Annotated in this window: 23 protein-coding genes; 7 read left to right on the forward strand and 16 right to left on the reverse strand. The window is 65.5% G+C overall.

Translation table 11 applies throughout. The annotated features are described in order from the left end of the window. On the reverse strand, positions 1 to 1212 hold the full coding sequence (locus tag JOF57_RS22820; RefSeq protein ID WP_209923641.1) for a CaiB/BaiF CoA transferase family protein: 1212 nt from the start codon (positions 1210 to 1212) through the stop codon (positions 1 to 3). 155 nt (positions 1213 to 1367) lie between these two features. Between JOF57_RS22820 and JOF57_RS22825 the strand changes: the two genes are divergently transcribed. Next, the gene (locus JOF57_RS22825; RefSeq protein ID WP_209920330.1) at positions 1368 to 1745 is read left to right on the forward strand and encodes a hypothetical protein; all 378 of its coding nucleotides are present in this window, start codon (positions 1368 to 1370) and stop codon (positions 1743 to 1745) included. A gap of 9 nt (positions 1746 to 1754) precedes the next feature. Here JOF57_RS22825 and JOF57_RS22830 read toward each other — a convergent pair whose 3' ends face one another. Both JOF57_RS22830 and gabT read right to left on the reverse strand, forming a co-directional pair. Beyond that, on the reverse strand, positions 1755 to 3218 hold the full coding sequence (locus JOF57_RS22830) for an NAD-dependent succinate-semialdehyde dehydrogenase (protein WP_209920334.1): 1464 nt from the start codon (positions 3216 to 3218) through the stop codon (positions 1755 to 1757). A gap of 18 nt (positions 3219 to 3236) precedes the next feature. Beyond that, complete coding sequence (gene gabT, locus JOF57_RS22835; protein ID WP_209920337.1) at positions 3237 to 4583, reverse strand: 4-aminobutyrate--2-oxoglutarate transaminase; 1347 nt, start codon at positions 4581 to 4583, stop codon at positions 3237 to 3239. 111 nt (positions 4584 to 4694) lie between these two features. On the opposite strand from gabT, the gene JOF57_RS22840 reads away from it, so the two are divergent. After that, on the forward strand, positions 4695 to 6173 hold the full coding sequence (locus tag JOF57_RS22840; protein WP_209920340.1) for a PucR family transcriptional regulator: 1479 nt from the start codon (positions 4695 to 4697) through the stop codon (positions 6171 to 6173). On the opposite strand, the gene JOF57_RS22845 is transcribed toward JOF57_RS22840, so the two are convergent. The 6 genes from JOF57_RS22845 to JOF57_RS22870 form a co-directional block, all read right to left on the reverse strand. After that, the gene (locus tag JOF57_RS22845; RefSeq protein WP_209920342.1) at positions 6163 to 6969 is read right to left on the reverse strand and encodes an acyl-CoA thioesterase; all 807 of its coding nucleotides are present in this window, start codon (positions 6967 to 6969) and stop codon (positions 6163 to 6165) included. The two genes, JOF57_RS22840 and JOF57_RS22845, sit on opposite strands and share 11 nt — an antisense overlap. 27 nt (positions 6970 to 6996) lie before the next feature. After that, complete coding sequence (locus JOF57_RS22850; RefSeq protein ID WP_209920345.1) at positions 6997 to 8148, reverse strand: acyl-CoA dehydrogenase family protein; 1152 nt, start codon at positions 8146 to 8148, stop codon at positions 6997 to 6999. After that, complete coding sequence (locus JOF57_RS22855) at positions 8148 to 9371, reverse strand: MFS transporter (RefSeq protein WP_209920348.1); 1224 nt, start codon at positions 9369 to 9371, stop codon at positions 8148 to 8150. Before JOF57_RS22855 ends, JOF57_RS22850 begins: the two co-directional genes overlap by 1 nt. A gap of 11 nt (positions 9372 to 9382) precedes the next feature. Continuing rightward, positions 9383 to 12277, reverse strand: a complete 2895-nt coding sequence (locus tag JOF57_RS22860; protein WP_209920351.1) for an MMPL/RND family transporter — start codon at positions 12275 to 12277, stop codon at positions 9383 to 9385. Next, positions 12274 to 12690 carry an MmpS family transport accessory protein gene (locus tag JOF57_RS22865; protein WP_209920354.1) on the reverse strand — a complete coding sequence of 139 codons (417 nt, stop codon included), beginning with the start codon at positions 12688 to 12690 and terminating at the stop codon, positions 12274 to 12276. The genes JOF57_RS22860 and JOF57_RS22865 overlap by 4 nt, the downstream gene beginning before the upstream one ends. A gap of 171 nt (positions 12691 to 12861) precedes the next feature. Next, positions 12862 to 13452: a sigma-70 family RNA polymerase sigma factor gene (locus JOF57_RS22870; RefSeq protein WP_209920357.1), complete on the reverse strand. Its 591-nt coding sequence runs from the start codon at positions 13450 to 13452 to the stop codon at positions 12862 to 12864. A gap of 124 nt (positions 13453 to 13576) precedes the next feature. On the opposite strand from JOF57_RS22870, the gene JOF57_RS22875 reads away from it, so the two are divergent. The 3 genes from JOF57_RS22875 to JOF57_RS22885 all read left to right on the forward strand — a co-directional run bounded on the left by JOF57_RS22875 (position 13577) and on the right by JOF57_RS22885 (position 16375). Beyond that, positions 13577 to 14989 (forward strand): NCS2 family permease, encoded by a 1413-nt coding sequence (locus tag JOF57_RS22875; RefSeq protein WP_209920360.1) that lies wholly within the window; start codon positions 13577 to 13579, stop codon positions 14987 to 14989. 44 nt (positions 14990 to 15033) lie between these two features. Continuing rightward, entirely contained in the window at positions 15034 to 16005 is a 972-nt protein-coding gene (locus JOF57_RS22880) for a DUF808 domain-containing protein (protein WP_209920363.1), read from the forward strand. Between the two features lie 166 nt (positions 16006 to 16171). Then, on the forward strand, positions 16172 to 16375 hold the full coding sequence (locus JOF57_RS22885) for a cold-shock protein (RefSeq protein WP_055110820.1): 204 nt from the start codon (positions 16172 to 16174) through the stop codon (positions 16373 to 16375). 59 nt (positions 16376 to 16434) lie between these two features. On the opposite strand, the gene JOF57_RS22890 is transcribed toward JOF57_RS22885, so the two are convergent. The 6 genes from JOF57_RS22890 to JOF57_RS22915 all read right to left on the reverse strand — a co-directional run bounded on the left by JOF57_RS22890 (position 16435) and on the right by JOF57_RS22915 (position 21933). Beyond that, positions 16435 to 16929, reverse strand: coding sequence for a DUF5994 family protein (locus tag JOF57_RS22890; RefSeq protein ID WP_209920366.1), 495 nt, complete (start codon positions 16927 to 16929; stop codon positions 16435 to 16437). Continuing rightward, entirely contained in the window at positions 16926 to 17063 is a 138-nt protein-coding gene (locus tag JOF57_RS22895) for a hypothetical protein (protein WP_209920368.1), read from the reverse strand. The genes JOF57_RS22890 and JOF57_RS22895 overlap by 4 nt, the downstream gene beginning before the upstream one ends. A gap of 132 nt (positions 17064 to 17195) precedes the next feature. Beyond that, complete coding sequence (locus JOF57_RS22900; protein WP_307870081.1) at positions 17196 to 17822, reverse strand: TetR/AcrR family transcriptional regulator; 627 nt, start codon at positions 17820 to 17822, stop codon at positions 17196 to 17198. Positions 17823 to 17827: 5 nt separating this feature from the next. Further along, positions 17828 to 20725: an MMPL/RND family transporter gene (locus JOF57_RS22905; protein ID WP_209920374.1), complete on the reverse strand. Its 2898-nt coding sequence runs from the start codon at positions 20723 to 20725 to the stop codon at positions 17828 to 17830. After that, positions 20722 to 21141 carry an MmpS family transport accessory protein gene (locus tag JOF57_RS22910; protein WP_234938834.1) on the reverse strand — a complete coding sequence of 140 codons (420 nt, stop codon included), beginning with the start codon at positions 21139 to 21141 and terminating at the stop codon, positions 20722 to 20724. The genes JOF57_RS22905 and JOF57_RS22910 overlap by 4 nt, the downstream gene beginning before the upstream one ends. Before the next feature lie 123 nt (positions 21142 to 21264). Next, positions 21265 to 21933, reverse strand: a complete 669-nt coding sequence (locus JOF57_RS22915) for a TetR/AcrR family transcriptional regulator C-terminal domain-containing protein (protein ID WP_307870082.1) — start codon at positions 21931 to 21933, stop codon at positions 21265 to 21267. A gap of 102 nt (positions 21934 to 22035) precedes the next feature. Between JOF57_RS22915 and JOF57_RS22920 the strand changes: the two genes are divergently transcribed. Both JOF57_RS22920 and JOF57_RS22925 read left to right on the forward strand, forming a co-directional pair. After that, positions 22036 to 23100: an NAD(P)H-dependent amine dehydrogenase family protein gene (locus JOF57_RS22920; RefSeq protein WP_209920377.1), complete on the forward strand. Its 1065-nt coding sequence runs from the start codon at positions 22036 to 22038 to the stop codon at positions 23098 to 23100. Positions 23101 to 23139: 39 nt separating this feature from the next. After that, positions 23140 to 24723: a hypothetical protein gene (locus tag JOF57_RS22925; protein ID WP_209920380.1), complete on the forward strand. Its 1584-nt coding sequence runs from the start codon at positions 23140 to 23142 to the stop codon at positions 24721 to 24723. Here the strand turns inward: JOF57_RS22925 and JOF57_RS22930 are convergent. Continuing rightward, on the reverse strand, positions 24689 to 25177 hold the full coding sequence (locus tag JOF57_RS22930) for an OsmC family protein (RefSeq protein WP_209920384.1): 489 nt from the start codon (positions 25175 to 25177) through the stop codon (positions 24689 to 24691). The two genes, JOF57_RS22925 and JOF57_RS22930, sit on opposite strands and share 35 nt — an antisense overlap. Positions 25178 to 25205 lie beyond the last annotated feature (28 nt).

Below are 25205 nucleotides of genomic sequence, written 5' to 3' on the forward strand. Positions count from 1 at the left end.
TCAGGCGATCGCGCCCGAATCCTTGAGTTCCTCGATCCGGTCCCAGTCGAGGCCGAGCTCCATCAGCACGATCTCGGTGTGTTCGGAGGCCTGAGGCGCCCGGGTGGTCTCCAGCGGTTCGTGGTTGAACTGCACCGGCCCGCGCACCACCCGGAACGGCTTGCCTCCATCGGAAGCCTCCACCTCGACGACCATGTCGTTGGCGATCGCCTGCTCGTCGGTGTTCAGATCGACCAGGCTCTGGAACGGCGCCCACTGGCCCTTCATCGTCTTGAGATGCTGGCGCCAGTATTCGAACGGCTTGCTGCCGATCGACTTCGCGATGAGTTCGACGCCTTCCGAGGCGTTCTCGATCAGCGGCAGTACATCGGAGAACCGCGGGTCATCGGCCAGCTCGGGCAGACCGAGGTGTTCGAAGGCGTCGCGGATGTATCCGGTCGGGCTGACGATGCACAGGTTGATGGTGCCGCCGTCGGACGTCCGGTAGTTGGCCATGAACGGGTTCACCGAGGTGGCATCGCCGGGCATCAGCGAGCGCATCGTCTCGCCGGTCTCCATGCCCTGGGTGACGCTGGCGCCGGCCGCCCACCACGCCGTGCTCAGCAGCGAGACATCGATCTCCGCAGTTTCCCCGGTCCGCTCCCGGTGGAACAACGCCGCCGAGATGCCTCCGGCGATGTTCATCCCGCCGATCGAATCGCCGAAGGCCGGAATGCCCTGGGACAGTGCGCCGTCGATCGCCTCCGGGGTGAGCGCGTGGCCGACACCACTGCGGGTCCAGAAGGCGGTGCCGTCGAAGCCGCCGGTATCGCGTTCGGAACCCTTGTCGCCGTAGGCGCTGCCACGGGCATAGATGATGTTCGGGTTCACCGCGCGGATGTGCTCGACATCGAACTTGTTCTTCTGCCGTTGGGCCGGAAGGTAATTGGTCAGGAAGACGTCGGCTGTCTTGGCGATCTCGTACAGCACCTCCTGCCCGCCGGGGGTCGAGACGTCGATACCGACGCTGCGCTTGCCGCGGTTGGGATGCTCGATGAGTGGATGCCGGTTCGGGTCGAGTTGGAACCCGCCCATGTTGATGAAGCCCCGCTGGGTGTCCCCGCGCACCGGGTGCTCGACCTTGATGACGTCGGCACCCCAGTCGGCGAGGATGGCCCCGGCCGCCGGTACGAAGGTGAACTGCGCGACCTCGAGCACTCGCACGCCCTGCATGACCTTGATCAACGCGGCTCCTAACCGTTGCACTTACGGTAAGTGTAGCGAGACCGGTACGGGTTCACGTCGCCCCCGCCGGAGGTTGCACACGGAACAAGTCATCTTCCGAACGCTTCCCTGACAACCCGGCACGCTCGTAAACTCAATGGGTTATGACGACCCCGTCAAACGCGCACGGCGGATGGGCACAGCGACGGCATCCGATCGGGGCGCTCGATCACCATCTCAGCCGCCGACAAGCGCGTCAGATGAGTCGGCGGTTCGCCGGGGTCGGCGTCGGCATCGCCGCCGCACGCCTGCGCGAAATATCCTGCGGCGCACCTGCCGCCGACGCTGAGCGGGCCGGAGTCGAGTTCGCCGTCATGGCGGATGAGCTCATGCACGACGCGCGCCTCGCGAAACTGGACCACGACAAGCAGCTCTGCGCGTCGTGGTTCGTGATCATCGCCATGGGGCTGATCATGTTCAGTTCACTGCTGTGCCTGGTCGTGCTCATGTTGAGCCTGATGCAGCACTCGTCGCCGTTCTGAGCCGACCGCTCAGTCGAAGGCCACGCTGAAATACTGCGTCTCCTGGAACTCCTCAAGGCCAACACGTGCGCCCTCACGGCCGAGGCCGCTCTGCTTCATCCCGCCGAACGGGGTCGACGGGTCGGACACGACGCCCCGGTTGATGCCGACCATGCCGGCGTCGAGGGATTCGGCGAGCCGCAGCGCATCCTGTAGCCGGCCGGCGTAAACATATGCGGCCAAACCATATTCGGTGTTGTTGGCCCAGCGCAGAAGATCCTTCTCGTCTTCCCACACCACCACCGGGGCAACAGGTCCGAAGATCTCGTCGGCGAGGATCGCGGCGTCCGGGGCGACTCCGGTCAGCAACGTCGGGGCGACGAACCAGCCTTCGGCGGGCGCCTCGGCCCGCGCGGCGATCACCGCACCATGGGCCACCGCGGCATCGATCGCCGCGGCCACCCGTTGCGCGGCGCGCTCGCTGACCAGGGGGCCGATCTCTGACGCCGGATCCGACGCGGGACCCACCCGGAGCGCCGCAACCTCGGCGCCGAAGCCGGCGACGAACTCGTCGACCACCGACGCGTGCACATAGAACCGGTTGGCCGCGGTGCAGGCCTGACCGCCACCGCGGAACTTGGCGACCATCGCACCCGCGACGGCCGCCTCCACGTCGGCGTCGGCCGTCACGACGAACGGGGCGTTGCCACCGAGTTCCATGCTGGCGTTGACGATCCGGTCCGCAGCTTGTTTGAGCAGCACCCGGCCGACGCCGGTGGAACCGGTGAAGGACACCTTGCGCACCCGGTCATCGCGCAGCCAGCTCTCGACCACGGTGGCGGCATCGGTGGTGGGGACCATGTTGACCACACCGTCGGGGACACCTGCGGCCGACAGGATTCCGGCGATCGCCAGCGCCGTCAGGGGCGTCTCGGCGGCCGGTTTGAGGACCACGGTGCAGCCCGCGGCCAACGCCGGGGCGATCTTGCGGGTCGCCATCGCGGCCGGGAAATTCCACGGTGTCACCAGTGCGGCGACCCCGACCGGCTTGTGCGTCACGAACGTGCGGGTGCCGCCCGCGGGGCTGACGCCGTAGGCGCCGCCGGTGCGCACCGCCTCCTCGGAGAACCAGCGGAAGAACTCGGCGGCATAACCCACCTCGGCCCGCGCGTCGGCCTGCGATTTGCCGTTCTCCGCGCAGATCAGGGCGGCCAGTCGCTCGGTATCGGCGACCATCAGATCGAACGCGCGGCGAAGGATGTCGCTGCGGTGCCGCGGGCTGGTCTGGGCCCAGTCACCGAAGGCGCGATGTGCGGCGTCGACGGCCGAGCAAGCGTCGGCCACCGTGCCGTCTGCCACTTCGGCGATGGTCCGGCCGGTCGCCGGGTCGTAGACCTCGAATGCCGAGGCGGCACCACGGGTCTGCCCGTCGATGAGGATGCCGTGCTCGGCGTCGAGCTCGGCGATTGCATTCTGCGTGTTCGGAGTGTTCACGTACCGGCTCGGCGAAGGTCAGCGGGTCTCGGCGAGGATGGCGGCCAGGATGTCCAACCCCTCTTCGAGGAGGTGATCGGGCATCGACAGCGGCGGCAGGAACCGCAGCACGTTGCCGTAGGTTCCGCAGGTCAGCACCAGCAGGCCCTGGGCGGCGGCGGCGGCCGAGACCTGCTTGGTGAGGTCGGCGTCGGGCTCGGTGGTGCCGGCCTTGACCAGTTCGACGGCGATCATGGCGCCGCGGCCGCGGACCTCGCCGATCCGGGAGTCCTGGGCAGCGATCGCGTTGAGGCGGCCGGTCATGGTCTTCTCGATCTCCACGGCGCGGGCGAGCAGTCCGTCCCGTTCGATGGTGTCGATGACCGCGAGGGCCGCGGCGCACGCGATCGGGTTACCGCCGTAGGTGCCGCCGAGCCCGCCGGCATGCGGCGCGTCCATGATCTCGGCGCGGCCGGTGACCGCCGACAGCGGCAAGCCCCCGGCGATGCCCTTGGCGGTGACGATCAGATCGGGCACGACGCCGTCGTGCTCGACGGCGAACATCGCGCCGGTGCGGGCGAAGCCCGACTGCACCTCGTCGGCGACGAACACCGCGCCGGCCTCGGTGCACCAGTCCTGCAGCGCCTGCAGGAATCCCGGTGCGGGAACGATGAATCCGCCTTCACCCTGAATGGGCTCGATCACCACGGCGGCGACGTTGTCGGCGCCGACCTGCTTGTCGATCAGGTCGAGGGCGCGGGCGGCCGCGGCGGCGCCGTCGGTTTCGCCGTCGCGGAACGGGAACGACGTCGGCACCCGGTACACCTCACCGGCGAACGGTCCGAAGCCATTCTTGTACGGCTGGTTCTTGGCGGTCATCGCCATGGTCAGGTTGGTACGGCCGTGGTATGCGTGGTCGAACACCACGACGGCCTGCCTGCGCGTGTAGGCCCGCGCGATCTTGACGGCGTTCTCGACGGCTTCGGCACCGGAGTTGAACAACGCGCTGCGCTTGTCGTGGTCGCCGGGGGTGAGCCGGTTGAGTTCCTCGGCGACGCGCACGTAGCCCTCGTACGGGGTGAGCATGAAACAGGTGTGGGTGAACGCGGCGACCTGCTGGGTGACGGCCTCCACCACGGCGGGCGCACTGTTGCCCACGGTGGTCACCGCGATGCCGGAACCGAAGTCGATGAGCTGGTTGCCGTCGGCGTCGACGAGGATTCCGCCGCCTGCGGCCACCACGTACACGGGCAGTGTGGTCCCGATGCCGCCGGCAACCGCAGCGGTCTTGCGGGCCTGCATCTCCTGGGAGACCGGGCCCGGAATGGCGGTGACGAGCCGGCGTTCCTGGGTGACGGCCGCACCCGCGATCTCGGCGATGGTCACGTTTCCTCCTGCTGCTGGCGGTTGGTTGTCCTCACGCTAGGCAGCGGCCGGGGCCGGCGGCAGGTCGGAAATGCACATTGGCGTCTCTGATGACTGTGCAATACTGCCGGCATGGTCCTGGTCGGCGATCTCTTGGACGAGCACGTTCTCGGGCTGCGCGCCATCCAGGTCAGTCATCCCGACGCAGCGGTCCGCTGGGTGGCCACGAGTGAGCTCGCCGACCCCGGACCGTTCCTGGAAGGCGGCGAGATCCTGCTGACCACCGGCCTGGAAACCGGCAACTGGGACGACCAGTGGGATGGCTACGTGCGCCGGCTCGGCGACGCCGGCGTGGCGGCGGTGGGGTTCGCCGTCGGACTCACCCACGCCGAAACACCCGCGGAACTGGCCGTCGCCTGCCGACGACACCAGGTGAATCTGTTCGAGGTGCCGCGCCCGACCACGTTCGTCGCGATCAGTCGCTACGTCGCACACCTGCTGGAGGAGCAGGAGTCCACCGCGACGCGCGAGTCACTCAAGGCCCAGCGCAAGCTCATCTCGGCCGCAGCCAAACCGGATCCTGCCGTTGCGGTCATCACCGCCCTGGCCGCGGCGCTCGATGGCGCGACCTGCCTGATAAATCCCGACGGCCGCGTCGTTACCGGCCCGGTCGGCACCCGCCGCACCGAGTTTCCGTTCGACGACGTCGCCGACGACGTCAAGCGGCTTCGAGCACACGGATTACGTTCGGCTGCAGCACAATCCAATCCGACATCCTCAGTATCGGTACACCCCATCGGGCTGAGCGGGCGAGCATCGGCCTATCTGGCCGCCTTGATGCCGGCCAGGGCGTCGGAGGGTCAGCGCCAGGCCGTGACAACCGCGGTGGCCCTGCTCGGGCTCATCGATGAGCAGGACCGCAGCCGCGCCACGACCCGACGGCACCTGTACTCCCGGGCTCTGGAGCTGCTCGCCGAAAGCGATGTCCGCACAGCTCAATTGGTGCTGGAAGTGGACCAGGCGATGATTGAGCTGCCCAAGCACATCCGCTTCCTCCGAGGCGTCGGAGACGAATCCGCCATCGAGAACGCGGTGGCCGCCCTCGAGCGGCTCGGCATCCTCGCCGGGGTCTACGCCGGCGAGCTGTGCGCGGTCACCGAACCTTCCCGCGCCGCCGCTACGGGTTCCCGGTTGGCCGAGGGCGGGCTGCTCGTCGGCATCGGGAATTCGGTCGTCCCCGGTGACGGCCAGACCGGCTACCACACTGCCGGCCTGGCGCTGGGCCAAGCCACCGAAGGGTCCGGCGCGGTGGTGTGGGACCGGGTGATCGACAACGGCCCGCTCGGTCTGATCGACCCAGAGAAAGCTGCCGCCTTCGCCGAATCCTGGTTGCGTGGGCTCGATTCCGAACAGCTGGACACGCTGCGTTGTTTCCTGCGCCACCACGGATCCCGGCTCAAGGTCGCCGAAGAGCTCTGCCTGCACCGCAACACGGTGCGCAATCGTCTCGCGGCCATCGAAGCGGCACTGCCCGGGAAGCTCGACGATCCGCAAACCCGGGTGAGCGCCTGGATCGCCCTGCAGTCGGTTCCCGAGAACCTCAGGCCTTGAAGTACACGAACTGGTGGCTGGTGGACAGCAAGGTGCCGGTGCGGCCGAACAACTGCGCAGTCTGGTCGAAGTAGCCGCCGGAGTACTTGTGCGCCCGCGCCGTTCCCAGCACGAAGTCGTCTCCCTGCGCGGCAAGCTGCTCCTCGTCGGCGTGGAAATACACCGTGATCGATACCGTTCCGGCCGGTACGAACTGGCCGTGGCGCAGGAACACCCGCGGATAGAAGATGTCGCTCACCGCGGCCAACGCAGCGAAATCCATTGGCCTGGAAGGATTGTTGCGCACCCACAGGGTGGTGGTGGAACTCGCCGATGCGGTCGGCTCAACCCCGATGTCGGGCATCCCCCCGTCGACGAATCGCATGTCGTAGTTGTCGAACCACGCCACGTCGAACGGCAGGACAGATGGCTCGATATTCTCGGGCGCCGTGGCCTGCGGTGCGGCGATCTCGGTGTCCGACCAGCCTTCGCGCCGTAGCCCGAATACCGCGGTGGCGGTGGTCTTGACCTCGCCGTCCTGACTGAGTTCGACGATCCAGTGCTGATTGGATCGGTTGGTCTTGACCACCCGCGTCACGATGTCGAACGCACCGTCGGCGACGGGCCCCACGTAGTTCACCGTCAGGGCGATGGGCTGGCCGTGCCGTTGCGGGTGCAACTCGACCGCCCGCACCATGGCGGCCGCGGTGATGCCGCCGAACGGGCCGACCATGTTGGCCCATTCCGGGATCGTCCGACCGCGCCACCGATCGTCACCGGACTGTTCGAGCTCCAGGGCCTTGTCCAAGGGATGCACCCGGCCACAGTACCGAGGGCGCGCCGCCTACTTGGCCGGCGAGTAGTTCGGCCGGCCGAGCCCCAGGGCCTGCTGCGCGATCATGTTGCGGAACACCTCAAGGGTTCCGCCGTAGATTCCGGTGGGGCCGGCCAACCGGAAGATGTACTCGGCAGCGCCGTCGTCGGCGGCCCCCGTCGTCCCGACCGGCAGCGCACCGGCCGATCCGACGATGTCCATCAGGTCCGGGGATACGTCGCGCATGGTCTGGGCGATCGCGACGCGACCGTACATACCGGGGCTGCTCAAGGCGGCTTCCAACCGGGCGACACTGCGTCCGAGCCGATAGCGCGACGCTGTGTCGTCGGGGGCGACGGCTGCCACCCGATCCACCGCCTCGGCCATCAACGTGATGTGCTCGGTCATCGTCGCGAGCTTCTGCAGACCGCGGGTCTCGCGCTCGAAGGTGCCGTGCTCAAGCTCGAGGGCGCCGCGCAACACGGTCCAGCCGCCGTTCACCTCGCCGACGCGGTACCGGTCGCTGACCCGGACATCGCTGTAATAGGTGATGTTGGTGCGGTCCCCGTCGACGGTACGGATCGGCTGGATCGCCACACCCTCGGAATCCAGCGGCACCAGGAACATCGTGAGGCTCTTGTGCTTGGCGGCGGCCGGGTCGGTGTTGGTCAGCAGGAACACGTACTGCGCGTTGTGCGCATTCGAGGTGAACATCTTGGAGCCATTGATAACCCAGCCGTCACCGTCCCGCACCGCACGGGTCTTGCAGGTCGCGACGTCGGACCCGCCCTCAGGTTCGGTGTAGCCCAGGCACAGCCGCAGCCGCCCGTCCAACACGCCCGGCAGCACCTCGTCGAGAAGCTCGCGTGAGGCAAAGTTCTCGATCGAATGCGCGACCATCGCGGTCGTCCCCCAGTGGAACCACGGGGTATGCGCCCGACCCACTTCCAGTTCCCAGATCCGGCGCCGGACCGCACTGAACCCGCCGTCGACCTCGGCCCGGTAGTCGCCGGCCAGGTAGCCTGCCTCCCCCAGGGCCAGATGCACTGCCTCGTCGAAGTTCTCACCGGTCTCCCGATCACGTTCGATCACCTCATCGGTGACGACCCGAGCCAGGAACGCCCGCAGCTCGTCGCGGAAGGCCAGGTCTTCCTCGGAGAGCTCGACATGGGAGAAATCCATCAGGACACCGTGACACTCCTAGGATCATTTGTAAAGTCGATCTCGCGTCGGCGCAGCAGCAACAACGATGCACCTCCGATGAATGCGGCGGCGCCGGCCAGGACCAGGAATCCGTCGAAGCTGTTGGTGGCGGCCAACATACGACTCAGCACGACCGCACCCAGCGCCGACGAGACGCCGATGACCGCCGAGAGGATGCTGAGCACCGAGCTGTAGACGCCCAGGTCGAAGTGGCGTGCCACCAGGTAGGCGATCACGTCCCCTTCGGCTCCCCAGGCCGCACCGAGGCAGCAGACGGCGACCGCGAGTACACCGATTCCGTTCCACGGCGACGCGATGAGCAGGCAGCCGAGGCCCGGTAGCGCCATCGCCACCGCGGCGACCACCTGCGCCGGTAACCGGTCGAGGGCCACCCCGCAGACGAAGCGACCGACGATGACGGCGGTGGCGAACACCGTGATGAGCACCGCGACGTCGGCGCCGGCCCCGGCGTCGCCGAGCATGATCCCGAGCTGGGTGGTGGTGACCGAGTGGTACAGGTTGCACAGCAGTACACCCGCCAACAGAATCCAGAAGACCCGGCTGCGCCCGATCGCACGGTAATCCCTGCCGGCCTCGCGTTCTCCCGCGACTGCCTCCGGGTCGCCGTTGTGTCCGGGCACGAGAACCAGGGCGACAACGCCGATGACCGCGATGGTCGCCGCGATGGCCAGGCATCCGGCCCGCCAACCGAAATTGCGGTTGATGACATCGAGCAGGGGGACGCCGAGGGCACCCAGCAGTGGCGGGCCCGAAATCGCGATAGCCAGGGCCAGCCCCCGGGCCGCCTCGAAACGCGTCGCGACCAGTCGGCTGTAGATCGCGGGCGTCGTCGTCACCCCGAGCGCAATGAGAACGACGTTGATCGCGAAGTACTGCCAGATGGGGCCGGACATCATCGCGTACGCGATCCAGCACGCGGGCAGTCCGACGACGCCGACGGCGGCGATCCGGCGCACCCCGAACAGGTCGGCGAGACGACCGTAGAACGGCAGGAACACGAACGTGAGCAACGTGATGGCGCCGGTCAGCGCGAAATCCGAGCGGCTCCACCCGAACGCCGCGAGGAACTGTGGCCCCATCGCGGCGTTCGTGTACGCGCTCAGGCTCAAACCGGCGCTCAGACCGGCCGTTGCGGCCGCCAGCGGTCGCCAGTTGGTCCGCAGCTCACCGAGGTAGCTCATCGCCGGTGAATCTAGCTCGTCGGTACCAGGATCGCTGCGGTGTCCTCATCGTCGGCGCGGGGCGGGCGCGGCCCCACCGGTTTCCGGAATTGGTTGTCGCCGCGGGGATAAACCACCTGCGGCCACCAGAACCATCGACCCAGCAGGGTGGCGATCGACGGCATGAGCAACGAGCGCACGATCAATGTGTCCAGCAACAGCCCGATCGCGATGGTGGATCCCATCTGGGCCAGCACGATCAACTTGCTGCCGAGCATGCCCGCCATGGTGGCAGCGAACACCAGACCCGCCGACGTCACCACGCCGCCGGTGCCTGCCATCGAGCGGATGATGCCGGTCTTCAATCCGGCGTGGATCTCCTCCTTGAATCGGGAGACCAGCAGCAGGTTGTAGTCCGATCCGACCGCCAACAGGATGATGACCGACATCAACATCACCAGCCAGTGCACATTGATGCCGAACAGGTTCTGCCACAACAACACCGAGACACCGAAGGCCGCGGCGATCGAACTGGCCGCCGTGCCGACGATGACCAGTGCTGCCACCGCGCTTCGGGTGATGATCAGCATGATCATGAAGATCAGGGTCAATGCCGACACCACGGCGATCATCAGGTCGTAGCGGGCACCGTCGGCCATGTCCTTGTAGTTGGACGCGACGCCACCCAGGTAGACCTTGGCGTCCGACAGCGAGGACATCTTCAAGCCCTCCTGCGCGGCCTTTCGGATCGAATTGACCCGGGCAATCCCCTCGGGGGTCGCGGGGTCGCTTTGGTGGGTGATGAACATGCGAGCGGACCTGCCGTCCGGCGACAGGAACATGTCCAGACCACGCTTGAAGTCGGGGTTCTGGAAAGCCTCCGGGGGCAGGTAGAACAGATCGTCGTTCTTCGCCTCATCGAAGGCCTGCCCCATCGCCAGGGCGGTGTCGTTCATCGCCTCCATCTGATCGAGCAAGGCCTTCTGCGAGTTGTAGGACGCCAGCGACAAGTCCCGGCTGCTTTTCATCGATGCGATCGTCTCGGGAAGGAGCGCGGTCAATTTCGGAGCGAGGTCCGCCAGTTGATCGGTATTGGCCTGGACCGACGACGTCTTGTCGGTCAGTTCGTCGATCCCGTCGAGGGCATCGAAGACGGATCGCGCCGCGGAACACATCGGGATGTCGAAGCAGTGCGGTTCCCAGTAGAAGTAGTTGCGCATGGGACGGAACTGGTCATCGAAGTTCGCGATGTTGTCCCGCATTTTCTTGGTGACCTCAAGGAGCTCCTGCGACTTGGCCGCCGAGTCCTGGGTGAGCTTGGTCTGTTGGAGAGCGAGTTGGTACTGGCGCTCCATGATGTCGATCGACACGTTCGTCGCATCGACCATTCTGAGCTGGTTGGCCAACTGCTCCCGCTGGAACGGCAGATTCATGTTGTTCGTCTGCCCCTGGACGCTCGTCTGAAACGGAATCGAGCTGTGCTGAATAGGGATACCCAACGGCCGGGTGATGTTCTGCACCATCGCAATTCCATCGGTATGCAGGATATTTCGCGCGACAGTGTTCAACACCAGCATGTCGGCCGGGTTGCGCATATCGTGGTCGGCCTCGACCATCAGGATGTCCGGGTTCATCCGGGCCTGCGAGAAGTGCCGGTCGGCAGCGGCGAAGCCGATGTTGGACTCGGCGTCCTGCGGCAGGTAATAGCGATCGTTGTACGCCGGCTTGAAGCCGGGAAGGGCGATCACGCCGATCAGCACCACGAACCCGCTGGCCACCAGAACAGGCCCGGGCCACCGGACCACCGCGGTACCGACCCGCCGCCAGAACCGACTCTGGGCAGGTCGCTTGGATTCGAAGAGCCCGACGCGACTGCCGAGGAAGAGTACGGCCGGTCCCAGCGTGACCGCGGACGCCACCACCACGACCATTCCGATAGCGACGGGGGCGCCCATGGTGGTGAAGTAGGGCAGTCGCGCGAAGCTGAGACAGTACGTGGCGCCGGCGATCGTCAGACCCGAGCCGATGATGACCGGAGCGACGGACTTGAAAGTGGTGTAGTAGGCGGTATCCCGATCTTCACCGGACCCCCGGGCCTCGCGGTAGCGGCCGAAGATGAAGATGCCGTAGTCGGTGGCGGCGGCGATCGCCAACATCGTCAGGATGTTTCCGGCGAACGTCGTGAGACCGAATGCGTCATGGTTGACCAGGACAGCAACCACGCCGCGCGATGACAGTAGTGCGATACCGGTCAAGAAGAGCTGGATCAGCGTGGTGACGATCGAGCGGTAGACGATCAGCAACATGACCGCGATCGCCACGAGGGTGAACAGGGTGATCTGAGCCAGGCTGGCGTTGCCGATGACGTGCATATCGGTGAGGAGCGCCGTCGGGCCTGCGACGTAGGCCTGCACCCCCGGCGGGGCCTGCGTCTCCGCGATGACCTTACGAACGGCCTCGACACCTTCGTTGGCCAAGGTCTGGCCGGTTTCGCCGGCCAGATTGATCATCACGTAGGAGGCCTTGCCGTCGGCGCTCTGCGCGCCGGCGGCGGTGAGGGTGTCTCCCCAGAAGTCCTGAATGTGCTGGACGTGCTCCGGGTCCTGCCGCAGCTTGCGGATGATCTCGTCGTAGTACTGGTGAGCTTCGGGGCCGAGTGGATGCTGGCCCTCGACGATGACCATCACCGTGCTGTTGGAATCGAATTCCTTGAAGTTGGAGCCCATCCGCTTCATCGCGATCATCGAGGGCGCGTCCGCGGGAGCCATGGGGGCCGAGTGGGCCTCGCCGACAACCTCGAGTTGCGGGGCGACCACGTTCACGGCGACGGTGGCCAGGACCCAGAACGCGATGATCGGCACCGCCAAGATGCGGAGAGCGTGAGCTACGACGGGCCTTTTCTCATGCGCGGCAGCCTTGTTCATCATGCGGACTTCACCAGGCAGTAGGTCTGAGCATTGATGCCATCGGCTGATTTCTCCTCACGGACAACGTCATTCACGGTGACGCGGCAACCGATCGCGTTACCGTCGCCCAGCGCCATCAGGTTCGCGCTGACGGTCGGCAACGTGGTGGACAGGGTGATCGACCACGGCAGAGGTGTGGTCACGTGGTGCACCTTGGCGTCCGGGTCGAAATAACTGATCTGGGCAGTCGACCCGGGTGGTCCGTACACGTCATAGACGAGGACCTTCGGATTGAACTGGACGATCTCGATGCCCGCGCCGGCGTTCGCGTTGAGGTCCTCGGAACCGAAAACCCGGTGCAAGCGCGATACGACCAGGCCCGATACGGCCAGCACCACCACCAGAACCAGCGGAATCCACGCGTGTTTCACCACGCGACGAACAGCCCGACCAGGACCCACCGGTACCTCCCGACGATCGGCGAATTAGTTCGAATAACTATGTACAGCGCGGGGAACTGTACACCGCTGCGACCGGGAACGCCGTCGAGGCCTCGATACTGGGAACTTGCTGTTGATTACCTGAAAGACCGGGAGCGGTCGCGGTCAGGCGGCCGTACCGTCACGCGACGGACGATCGAGATAGCCACGGGCGACTGCCATTTCAACCAGTCTCGAACGCAGTGCGCCGCGCCCGCGATGCAATCGCGACATCACCGTTCCGACCGGAATCTGCAGAATCTCCGCAATCTCCTTGTACCGGAACCCCGCAACGTCGGCGTAGTAGACGACGACGCTCTGCGCTTCCGGCAGTGCCCGCACGGCCTGGCGCACCTCGTCGTCGCCCATCGATTCCAGCGCCGCCAGTTCCGCCGAGATCACGCCGAGGGGGAAGCGCTGTGCCACCTCTGCGAGTTGGGCATCCGAGAGTTCGTCGGCGAAGACCTCCTTCGGTCGACGCTGCGCGGTGCGGTACGCGTTGATCCACGTGTTGGTCAGGATGCGGAACAGCCAGGCCCGGATGTTCGTGCCGTCCTGATAGGTGTGAAAACTGCTGTACGCCTTGACCATTGTCTCTTGGACCAGATCCTCGGCGTCCGTGGCATTACGCGTGTATCGACGCGCGGCCGCGTAGAGCTGATCCACCAACGGCAGCGCATCGCGCTCGAACCGTGCCGCCCGCCCGTCGTCGTCCATACCGGCAGCATCACATCTCAACAGAGCTTGAGGTCAAGCGATTTTCGGACAGGGCCCTGACGCGCCCACCCACGGTGCGGCAATGCGGCGCGAGTTGGGTGCCACGACCTTAGGCTCATCGCTTATGAACCGAGTCGATCGCTTCTTCGAGATCTCGGCCCGCGGCTCGACAGCCCTCTCCGAGATCCGCGGAGGCCTGGTCACCTTCATCGCGATGGCCTACATCATCGTGCTGAACCCGGTCGTTCTCTCCGGCTCCGCCGACGTCGCAGGCAACAAGCTCGAATTCGCGCAGGTCTCGGCCGCCACCTGTCTGGCGGCGGGCGTGATGACGATCCTGTTCGGGATCATCGCGCGCCTGCCGTTCGCGTTCGCCGCGGGTCTGGGCATCAACTCGTTTCTGGCCACCACCGTGGTGGGCACGGTCACCTGGCCCGAGGCCATGGGCCTCGTGGTCATCGACGGTCTGATCATCGTCGCGCTGGCAGCGAGCGGGTTCCGCCGGCTGGTGTTCGAGGCAGTGCCCATGCAGCTCAAATTGGCGATCACCGCCGGCATCGGCCTATTCATCCTGTTCATCGGACTGGTCGACGCCGGATTCGTCGGCTCGACCGGCCTGGCCTCTCCCCCGATCGGTCTCGGCACGGGCGGTGTCGGCTCGATCAACACGGTCCCGACCGTCATCTTCGTGCTCACCTTGCTGGTCACCGGAATCCTGGTGGTCCGCAAGGTCCGCGGCGGCATCCTGATCGGCCTGGTCACCGGCACCGTGGTGGCCGTGATCGTCGAGGCGATCTGGCACCTCGGCTCGGCGCACGACACGCCGGGAGGGTGGGGGCTGTCGGTACCGACCCTGTCCGGCTCACCGTTCGCTCTGCCCGACCTGTCCCTCGTCGGCGACGTCAGCCTCGGCGCGTTCAGCCGGATCGGGGCCCTGGCGGCCATCATGCTGGTGTTCACGCTGGTGTTCGCCAACTTCTTCGACGCCATGGGCACCATGACCGGGCTGTCCCGAGAGGCCGGGCTGTCCGACGCCGAGGGCAACTTCCCGCGGCTGAAATCCGCACTCATCGTCGAAGGTGCCGGTGCCGTCGTCGGCGGATCCTCATCGGTGTCGTCGAACACCGTCTTCATCGAATCCGGCGCGGGCATAGAGGAGGGCTCCCGCACCGGATTCGCCAACCTCATCACCGGTGCGCTGTTCCTGGCGGCCATGTTCGTCGCGCCGTTGGCCTCGATCGTGCCCACCGAGGTCGCCGCCGCGGCCCTGGTCATCGTCGGCGCCATGATGGTGTCGCAACTGCGCCACATCGACCTCTCGGAGTTCTCCGTGGCCCTGCCGGTGGTACTGACCGTGTCCACCATGGCGTTCAGCTATTCGATCGCCAACGGCATCGGCGTCGGCTTCGTGGCCTGGGCGGTGTTGCGGTCCGCCGCCGGTAAGGCTCGCGAGGTCAGCCCCCTGCTGTGGATCGTGGCCGCCGGCTTCATCCTGTACTTTGCCCGCGGCTGGATCGAGTCACTTATCGGCATGTAGCGGTCGGTAGCCTTCTCGATCATGGGCGAAAAGACACAGCACCAGTGAGCGCCGGCCTGTTCGGTTTGCTCGACGACATTGCCGCGCTGGCCCGGTTGGCGGCGGCTTCGATCGACGACATCGGTGCCGCGACCGGCAAGGCGACTGCCAAGGCCGCCGGGGTGGTGATCGATGACACCGCGGTGACGCCGCAGTACGTGCACGGCCTCACTGCCGACCGTGAACTCCCGGTCGTCAAGCGCATCGCGATCGGATCGCTGCGCAACAAGCTCGTGTTCATCCTGCCCGCGGCGTTGCTGCTCAGCCAGTTCGCGCCGTGGTTGCTGACCCCGATTCTGATGCTGGGTGCGACGTACCTCTGTTACGAGGGCGCCGAGAAGGTCTGGGGCCGTTTCCTCGGCCACGGCGGACACGAGACCGGCGGCCAACCCACCACGGCCGTCGGCGGCGACGCCGAGAAGTACATGGTCACCGGTGCGATCCGCACCGATTTCATCCTGTCCGCCGAGATCATGGTGATCGCGCTCAACGAGGTGGCCAACCAGCCGTTCCTCCCGCGGTTGATCATCCTGGCGATCGTCGCGGTAGTGATCACCGCGGTGGTGTATGGCGTGGTAGCCGGGATCGTGAAGATGGACGATATCGGTCTGCTGCTGGCCCAACGCTCGTCACAGGTGGCCCAGAAGATCGGCCGGGGCCTGGTGACCGGGATGCCCAAACTGCTGTCGGCACTGTCGGTGATCGGCACGGTCGCGATGCTCTGGGTCGGCGGGCACATCCTGCTGGTCGGCACCGACACCCTCGGCTGGCACACGCTCTACGGCCTGGTCCACCATGCCGAAGAGGCGGTGCGCCACGCCGTCGGCGGCGGGTTCGGCGGCATGCTGGCCTGGCTGGTCAACACCGGGGTCTCGGCCGTCATCGGCCTGGTGGTCGGCACCGTGGTCGTGGCAATCATGCATGCGCTGCCGTTCGGCAAGAAAGACACGAAAGACACACACAACGCCGCTGGCTGACCGCCACCACCGGTCGTCACCACTCCGCCCAGAGGCACTTCGGCTCCCCCGGCAGCAAACTGATTGCGGCAAAGGAAAATTCTGTTAGGCGCCGCGCCCATCCACGTGTCATACTTGGCCAGGACGTTTTTGGTACGTCCAGATTTACAATGAGAGAAGCAAAAATATGACACAGGGAACTGTGAAATGGTTCAACGGCGAAAAGGGCTTCGGCTTCATCGCTCCTGACGGCGGCGCCCCGGACGTCTTCGTCCACTACTCCGAGATCAGCGGCGGTGGTTTCCGGTCGCTCGAGGAGAACCAGCGCGTCGAGTTCGAGATCACCCAGGGCGCCAAGGGCCCCCAGGCGGTCGGAGTCACTGCGATCTAATCGCCCCAAGACTTGATCATGGGCTGGTACGGATAATTCCGTACCGGCCCATTTTCATGTCACACCGGCGCCTGCGCCGGTAGTTCCACCAACCATCGCGCGGATTCGACCCGGGCGACGCGCAACACACGATCTGCGGTCTCGAACATCGGAGTGTGCCGCACCGACTCCTCCACGGACATCGCTGCGGCACAACGCATCACCAGCCCGCCGAGAGCCACGGACGTCCTGCATGGGACGACGAGAAGTTTCACGCACTGGTCACGGCCCGCCACCATCATCAGGCGCGGCCGGCTCAACTTCACCCCGGTCGGCAGGCGAGTACCGGTCACGATCGAGTCGAGGTCCAACTGGCCCTCAGCAGCTGACCAATTGACGCGGATATCAACAACTTCCCCCAGCGACCGATGCAAAACTCCGACGAGTTCCGGCAGTTCGCTCGCCACCGACGCGGTATGCGGCCACCACGCTCCGTCAATATCGGCGCCCAACTGGCCAGCGAGGGCGAGCCGGACCGGACTGGCCAGCCGTCGCGTCCCGTTGAGGCCGTTCACGACGGCGCATCGGCACGGGCCTGCGACCTGGGCGGGTCCGAGAAAACCATGTCCGAGGACGTGGCATTCGTGGCCTCGACCTCCGGCACGGGTTCCTGCTGCTCGGGATGTGAAAACAGTTCGGACGAATCCATAAGAGTGTCCTTGAGAGGTGCGGGACTACCGCATCGGTTTTGGATAGCAAGCGGTGGTTGAACACCGCGACTAACCACAAACCTACACCCGATGATCGATGTCGCGACGGACCGGCCGTCCCGACACCCCCGTCATCGGCTGCGGAGAGCAGGCAGGATCAAGGTGTCGATGACCTCACGGACGAACTTTGCATCGACACTCTGACCGCTGATCACCCGCATCAGACCCATCCCGGTCAGCACGTCGGCCACCAGAGACCAGTCGCGGTCGGCTGCCAGCTCACCACGGGCGGCGGCCTGTTCCAGGATGACTGTCACGACACGCCTGCCCTTGAGCAGCATCAGATCATCGAGCGCCGAGGCGAGCTGCTGGTCATGAGCGGCCTCGACGGCAACCCTCAGCACCATGTCGTAGGGCACCAACTCGTTGTCATTGCGCACGGCGCGCTCCACGATCGCATCGAAATCGCCGGCCAGGCTGCCGGTATCGGGGGCATCGTCGGTCATCAGGTCAGGCCGCCAGTACACCAGCGCATCGGTGATCAATGCGGCCTTCGATGACCAGCGGCGGTAGATCGCCGCCTTGCCGACCCCCGCTCGTGCGGCGATGTCGTTCATGTTGGTGTCGACGTAGCCGTTCTCCGCCAACGCGGCCAACGCGGCATCGAGGATGGCCGGGTCACGTGACCGGTCGAGTCGACCAACGGTGCGCTGACGCAGTTTGGGCTCTGCGTCAGGCGTGTTGTCCGGGTCGGCCACGTCCGTCACACCGTGGTTGCCGGTATCGGTGCGGTGTTGTCGTCGGGGTCTTCAGCCGCCTTCCGGGCCCGCTCTTCGCGATCGAGTCGGCCCTGCCGGGTGATCTCAAAGGTGTTGAGCGGCCACCAGAACCAGCGGCCCAGTACCGCGGCGATCGACGGCGTCATGAACGAACGCACGATCAGCGTGTCGACTACCAGGCCGATACCGATCGTCATGCCCAGCTGTCCGACCACGCGCAGGTCGCTGACGATCATCGACATCATGGTGAAGGCGAACACCAGGCCGGCCGCGGTGACGACGCGTCCGGTGGCCCCCATGGCGCGGATGATCCCGGTGTTGAGGCCGGCGTGGATCTCTTCTCGGAGCCGGGACACCAACAGCAGGTTGTAGTCCGAGCCGACCGCCAACAGGATCACCATCGACAACGGGATCACGATCCATTGCACGCCCAGTCCGAGGATGTCCTGCCAGAGCAGAACCGACAGGCCGCAGGCGGTGCCCAGCGATGCGGCCACGGTTCCGACAATCACCAAGGCGGCCACCACACTTCGGGTGATGATCAACATGATCGCGAAGATCAGGATCATCGATGCGAGGATCGCGATCATCAGGTCGATGACGACACCGTCCTGCATGTCGGCGTACAGCGAGGCGGTACCGGCAAGCGAAACCTTGGCGTTGCTCAGCGGGGTGCCCTTGACCGCATCGGCGACGATGCCTCGGATGTCCCGAACGTGGTCGATGCCTTCGACCGAAGCCGGATCACCCTGGTGGGTGATGATGAAGCGGACCGCCTTGCCATCCGGCGATACGAACATCTTCAAGCCCCGCTCAAAGTCGGGATTCTGGAACACATCTGGCGGCAGATAGAAGAAGTCGTCATTCTTGGCCTGATCGAAATACAGACCGATCTCGGTGGCGCCCTTGGCCATTTCCTGTTGCTGAGCCTGCATGCCGGCCATCGTGCTGTGGGTCGCGATCATGAAGTCGCGCATCCGCGTCATCGAGTCGATGGTGGCGCGCAGCACCGGAAGCATCTGCGGCATCAACTCGTCCATGTGGTCCATGTCGCCGGTGAGCGTCTGCATCTGGTCGGTGAGCCCGTCGATACCGTCGAGAGTGTCGAAGATCGACCGCATCGACTGACAGACCGGGATGTCGAAGCAGTGCGGTTCCCAGTAGAGGTAGTTGCGCACCGGCCGCAGGAAATCGTCGAAGTTGGCCAGGTTATCGCGCATCTCCTGGGTGGTGGCCAGCATCTCGTGGGTATGGCCGACCATGCTGTGCGTGGTTTCGGTCAGCTCCTTCGTGATGGCGTACATGCGTTCCATGTTGGCGACGGTCTCGCTCATCTCGTCGGCCTGTTCCAGCATCTGAGCCGAGTTGTCATTGTTGAACTTCGCGCCCTGCAGCGTGCCGGCGTTCTGTGCGCCGAGCAGGAACGGGATCGAACTGTGCTCGATCGGGGAGCCCAGCGGACGGGTGATGGTCTGCACCCGCTCAATGCCACGCATGTGGACCACCCCCTTGGCGACCCGGTCGATGACCAGCATGTCGGCCGGGTTGCGTAGGTCGTGGTCGGCCTCGAGCATCAGCAATTCGGGGTTCATCCGAGCCTGGGAGAAGTGCCGGTCCGCGACACCCATGGCCAGGTTGGCGGGCATGTCCGCCGGGGTGAACTTCTGGTCGTTGTACTGCGGCACATAGCTCAGCAGGCTGACGAAGCCGATGACGGCGATCAGGATGGTGACGAAGAGGATCGGGATCGGCCAGCGAACCACGGACGTGCCGACCTTGCGCCAACCTCTGGTCGACAGCTCCCGCTTGGGATCGAGCAGCCCGAACTTCGATCCGACGGTCAAGACGGCCGGCGCCAAGGTCAGGGCCGCGGCGATGATCACCAGAATCGCGATAGCACAGGGCAGAGCCATCGATTGGAAGTAGGGCAGCGTGGTCATTGTGAGGCACAGGCAGGCGCCGACGATCGTCAGACCGGATCCCAGGATGACGTGCGATACACCGTGGTAGGCGACGTAGAACGCGTCTTCGCGATCCAGGCCTTTCGACCGTTCCTCGTGATATCGGCCGAGCAGGAAGATCACATAATCGGTTCCGGCGGCCAGGGACAGCATCGTCGTCATGCTCACGGCATACGGCGTCAGGCCGATGATGTTCAGATTGCCGGCAAAGGCGGTAACACCTTGTGCCGAAATGAGTTCCAGGCCAATGACGAACATCGAGATGAGCATCGTCACGATGGAGCGGTAGATGAACAGCAGCATCACGATGATGACGGCGACCGAAACCAATTCCATTTTCGCCATGCTTTGATGCCCGGCGACGCTGGTGTCGGCATTGAGGACGGTGTTCCCGGCGACGTGGGCCTTGATGCCCGGCGGCGCTGGCACCGAGGCAACGATGTCACGCACGGCGGCCACCGATTCGTGGCTGGCACTGGTCCCCTGCGATCCGTTGAGGAAGATCTGCACGTAGGCGGATTTGCCATCCACGCTCTGTGAGCCGGCTGCGGTCAGCGGATCGCTCCAGAAGTCCTGGACATTCTGTACGTGTTCGTCATCGGCGTTCAGTTTGGCGACGATCTCGTCGTAGAACTTGTGCGCCTCGGCGCCGAGCTTGTCGTCGCCCTCAAGCACGACCATCGCCGTGGAGTCCGAATCGTACTGCTGAAAGACCTTGCCGATGTTCAACATCGACTGATACGACTGGGAATTGGTGGGGCTCAGCGGCACCGAACGGGTGGCCGCGACTTCGTCGAGAGAGGGAACGAAGGCACCCAGAGCCACCACCAGGAGCACCCAGATGAGGATGATCGGCAGCGAGAATATCCGGACCATGTGCCCCAGGAACGGGCGATGCGGCTTCGAATGCGCGTTGCTCATACGGATTTCACCAAGCAGTAGATGAACGGTTTGACGGTGTCGGTGCTCGCCCGCTCGTCGCGGACCTCGTCGTCGACGGTCACCCGGCACCGGAGATCGCTGACGTCACGATCTCCCTGGGCCATGATGTTGGCCGACATCGACGGCAGCGTCGTCACGATCGTGAACGACCAAGGCAGCGGCGCATTCTCGATGAGATGAGGTTGACCATTCTCGTCGAGGTAGTTGAGATTTGCGGTTCCCCCAGACCCGGTCACCTCGTAGGTGATGTGCTTCGGGTTGAAGTTCTCGGTGACGCCTGAGCCATCCGCCGTCCTGGTTTCGTGGTGGCTGGAGTCACGAATACGAAGGATCGCGTATGCACCCAGACCGACGACGACCACCAGAACCAGTGGTATCCACGCCTTCTTGAGCAACTTGAACACCGTTGCGCCTTCCCCGATGTGACACTCGCAAGATTTACCTCAACGGAACCCAAGTTCCGCCTAAGAGGATGCTGAGTACTGTACTCGAGGCGGGCTTCGCCGACGATTCGGTACTTACCCGGCCAAAAATCGCTCGAGACCGGCAATCACGATGTCGAGATTGAAGTCGAAGTCCTGGGCCGCGGTCGCCGCGACACCGCGATCGGCGACGACACCGCTGAGCAGCGGAAAGTCGCTCGGCGGAAGGTCCTTCAACGCGCGAACCACCTCGGGCGTCTGATGGTGCAGCCGTGACTCGGCCGATCCGAGCACGTCGTGTGCGGCCGACATCGCGAGCCCCGACACCAGGGTGAGCACCCGCCCGGCGTCGTCGGTGCCGAATCCCCCGGCGTTCAGAGCCCGCAGCACCTGCTCGGCCAGCGCGAGGCTGGCGGCCCCACCGGTGCCACTCAACCGGAAACTCGTGGCCGTCACCCCGAGTTTGAGTACGCCCTGGCGGATCGCGCTGCCGTAGGCCCGCAGAATCTCCTGCCAGCTCGCATCCTCGGGCAACTTGATCGAGCGCAACTCGGCCTCGAACAGATCGGCCACCACCAGCTGCAGCAGGCCGTCGCGGTCACCGACGTAGTAGTGCAGCGTGGTGCGGTCCACTCCGAGCGCATCGGCCACCGCCTGCATCGTCAACGCGCCGGGCGCGATGGCGCGGGCCGCGGCGAGGATCATCTCCTGATCGATGCGCGGCGGACGCCCCCGCCCCCGGCGAGGGGTGTTTCCGGTGGTCACACGGGCAATTCTAGTTGCTCACGACTCCCGTTGAAGCACCCCTCTTCCTTTTTTCTCACGGTCGTGGAAAACTGCCGGAAACCGAGGAAGAGAGCCGTTGCCATGTCACAGAATTCTCCATACCGGGTTGTCCAGTGGACGACGGGAAACGTCGGGAAAAGTTCGGTGGCGGCCATCGCCCGCAACCCGACCCTGGAACTGGTGGGCTGCTACGCGTGGTCACCGGACAAGGCCGGAAAGGACGTCGGCGAGCTGGTCGGCATCGAACCCCTCGGGGTCGCTGCCACCAATGACATCCAGGCGCTGCTGGCCCTCAAACCGGACGTCGTCGTTTACAATCCGATGTGGATCGACGTCGACGAACTCGTCGAAATCCTTTCCGCCGGAGTCAATGTCGTGGCGACCGCCTCATTCATCACCGGCCACAACCAGGGTGAGGGCCGCGACCGCATCGCCGAGGCCTGCCGCAGGGGCGGGTCGACGATGTTCGGATCGGGCATCAGCCCGGGCTACGTCAACCAGTTGGCGGTCGTGGCCGCCGGTATCTGCGACCGGGTGGACAAGATCACCGTCAACGAGGCTGCCGACACCACCTTCTACGACTCGCCGGAAACCGAGAAGCCGGTCGGATTCGGCCAGCCCATCGATCATCCAGATCTGCAGGCCATGACGGCCCACGGCACCGGGGTCTTCGGCGAGGCGGTGCGGATGATCGGCGACGCGCTTGGGATCGAATTCGACGAGGTCCGCTGCGACGCCGAATACGCCCAGACCACAGAGGATCTCGACCTCGGTTCGTGGACGATCCCGGCGGGAGGCGTGGCCGGGGTGTTCGTCAGCTGGAAGGGGATCATCGGCGATATAACCCGCGTCGAGCTCACCCTGCGGTGGCGCAAAGGTCAGACACTGCAACCTGATTGGCAGATCGACCAGGACGGCTGGGTAATCGAGGTGGCCGGTCGCCCCACCGTGACGATGAAAGTCGGTTTCCTGCCGCCACCGGACTTCGAGGCCACCACGCTGGAGGAGTTCATGGTGCTGGGGCACATCATGACCGCCACTCCCCCGATCAATGCGATCCCCGCGGTGGTCGATGCCGCACCCGGCATCGCCACCTACAACGATCTCCCGCTGATCCTGCCGCGCGGAGTGGTGCCGGCGAGTTAGCATCCAGCCATTCGCGCATCGGGGCGGCCGGGGGGACACATGACGCAGTTTTCGGGTTGGGTCGGAGCCGGTGTGCTGACCGCCGGGGTTTCGGCGGCTCTGCTCGTCGGTGCCGGTGCCGCCAGCGCCGACACCGACGGCGGCTCGGATCCCGGCCCCGCGACGACGTCGTCGGTGGGGAGCGGAAAGGTGAGCGGCACTGCATCATCCGGCCGCCACCGATCCACCCCGCGTTTCAAGCACAGCGATCGCCCCGCGACCACTGCGGCCACTGCGGCGTCACGTCTCCGACAGCGAGTCGACAACGCTGCCGAAAAGGTCACCGAGAAGCCGAAGGCAGAACCGGCGCCCCGGCGTCGACTCTCTGCGCTGCGCAGCGAGGTCCGCGAGCAGGTGCGTGAACGTCTGACGCCACCGGCCGCGGGCGTGGCCGGACGTCGCATATCAACCGTGGACACGGCGACTATCGACGCCCGCGCCACTGGCGCCCCGAATCCACTGGACGCAATCTCGCAAGTGGCCACTCGGGTGACGGAGGCGATCGGCTCGGCCGTCTTCAACACCATCGGCACGGTGATCCAAGCCGCCGACGGCCCGCCCGTGGTGCCTCCCGCACTCCGCGATTCGGTTGAGGTGAGCAGTTCGACGCTGGTCGTCTCACCGGGCAACGAGGTTCCCGCCGACTGGTATTTCCCGACGCAGGGCAAACCGGAGCGGATGATCTACCTGCAGCACGGTTTCATCGCCACCGGTCCGATGTACAGCTACACGGCGTCCTATCTCGCCGACCGCACCAACAGCGTGGTGGTGGTCACCACGGTGACCTCCAACCCATTCGCCGAGGGCGGCATGTGGCTCGGCGGGGACAACATGCACAAGTCCATCGCGCAACTTTTCCTCGACCCCGACCGAGAAGCCTTGAACGCCAGTATGTCTACGGCGACGCTGAAGGCAGGCCACGAGACGTTCGCGGTGCCTCAGCGGTTCGTGCTCGTCGGGCATTCTCTCGGCGGCGGCTTTGCACCGGGAGTGGCCGGCTACTACGCCGAGGGACTGGTGGCCCGCAGAGCCGATGGCCAGGACGCACCCAACGATCTCGCCGGCGTGGTGCTGCTCGATGGCGTGCCCTCCGGCGACACGTTGCCGAACGCGATGGGCCGCCTCAAGGCGCTTGAGGCCAGCAATGGCAACGATCCGGCCGACTACGTGCCGGTCTACGAGATCGGTGCGCCGCTGAACCTCTTCAACTTCATCAGCACGGTGAACGACGATCTTTCGGCGGCGCGGCCCGGAAAGTTCAACGGCGTCGTCGTCAACGGCGGTGTGCACATGGACGGGATGCTCGGCGGCAACCCCCTGATCCAGGCCGTGGCCTACCTCGTTGCCGGTACCCCGCAGCCGCAGAATCCGCCGGCCGTGCAGTCGTTGATGGCCGGCTGGGTCAACGACATGTTCGAGGGCAACATCGATCCCGTCACCGGCCGCTGCCTGAGTGACTGCGACGGCACCTACGGTGACGCCGGCGAGACCATCGACATCGACGCCGACCGGGGTGGTGCCACCGGTGTGGTGATCGACTCCGGTTCGTTCATCCCGGCGTCGGTGCTGTCACGGTGGGCATAGCGCTCACCGGGAAGTTGACCGAGTTGGCGATGAAGCACATCCGGTGGGCTTCATGATGCAACTCCGTGGCATCGCCGACCCGGTCCGGTTCGGCGATGGTCACCTGCGGCCGTAACGTGACGTCAGTGAAATTGCCACTACCCTCGGCGTTTTCACTCATGGTGCCCTCCGGCCGATCAGCATAGGCCGTCACGGTGATGCCGGCTTTGGCGCACAGCGCGAGGTACCAGAGCATGTGGCACTGGGAAAGGCTGACCACGAGCAGTTCCTCGGGGTTCCAGCGCTGCGGGTCTCCCCGGAAGGCGGGATCAGCGCTGCCCAGGAGCGTCGGTTTACCCGGCGCATCTACGCCCGTCACGTCGTGATCGCGCGCGTAATCGCGGTATCCGCTGGTCCCCGAACCGGTGTTGCCGGTCCAGGTCACCTCGACCTCGTATCGATGCGTCCTACTCATCGCCACCTCTCACCCACATCGTGCCAAC

The sequence above is a fragment of the Mycolicibacterium lutetiense genome (assembly GCF_017876775.1).
Classification (GTDB): Bacteria; Actinomycetota; Actinomycetes; order Mycobacteriales; family Mycobacteriaceae; genus Mycobacterium; species Mycobacterium lutetiense.

Bases quoted from the DNA above. Each gene is read 5' to 3' on its own strand.
- JOF57_RS22875 (WP_209920360.1), top strand. From the start codon at position 13,577: ATGAACCGAGTCGATCGCTTCTTCGAGATCTCGGCCCGCGGCTCGACA.
- JOF57_RS22870 (WP_209920357.1), bottom strand. From the start codon at position 13,452: ATGGACGACGACGGGCGGGCGGCACGGTTCGAGCGCGATGCGCTGCCG.
- JOF57_RS22925 (WP_209920380.1), top strand. From the start codon at position 23,140: ATGACGCAGTTTTCGGGTTGGGTCGGAGCCGGTGTGCTGACCGCCGGG.
- JOF57_RS22825 (WP_209920330.1), top strand. From the start codon at position 1,368: ATGACGACCCCGTCAAACGCGCACGGCGGATGGGCACAGCGACGGCAT.
- JOF57_RS22905 (WP_209920374.1), bottom strand. From the start codon at position 20,725: ATGAGCAACGCGCATTCGAAGCCGCATCGCCCGTTCCTGGGGCACATG.
- JOF57_RS22920 (WP_209920377.1), top strand. From the start codon at position 22,036: ATGTCACAGAATTCTCCATACCGGGTTGTCCAGTGGACGACGGGAAAC.
- JOF57_RS22930 (WP_209920384.1), bottom strand. From the start codon at position 25,177: ATGAGTAGGACGCATCGATACGAGGTCGAGGTGACCTGGACCGGCAAC.
- JOF57_RS22850 (WP_209920345.1), bottom strand. From the start codon at position 8,148: ATGGATTTCTCCCATGTCGAGCTCTCCGAGGAAGACCTGGCCTTCCGC.
- JOF57_RS22895 (WP_209920368.1), bottom strand. From the start codon at position 17,063: ATGGATTCGTCCGAACTGTTTTCACATCCCGAGCAGCAGGAACCCGTG.
- JOF57_RS22840 (WP_209920340.1), top strand. From the start codon at position 4,695: ATGGTCCTGGTCGGCGATCTCTTGGACGAGCACGTTCTCGGGCTGCGC.
- JOF57_RS22885 (WP_055110820.1), top strand. From the start codon at position 16,172: ATGACACAGGGAACTGTGAAATGGTTCAACGGCGAAAAGGGCTTCGGC.
- JOF57_RS22855 (WP_209920348.1), bottom strand. From the start codon at position 9,371: ATGAGCTACCTCGGTGAGCTGCGGACCAACTGGCGACCGCTGGCGGCC.
- JOF57_RS22860 (WP_209920351.1), bottom strand. From the start codon at position 12,277: ATGATGAACAAGGCTGCCGCGCATGAGAAAAGGCCCGTCGTAGCTCAC.
- JOF57_RS22820 (WP_209923641.1), bottom strand. From the start codon at position 1,212: ATGCAGGGCGTGCGAGTGCTCGAGGTCGCGCAGTTCACCTTCGTACCG.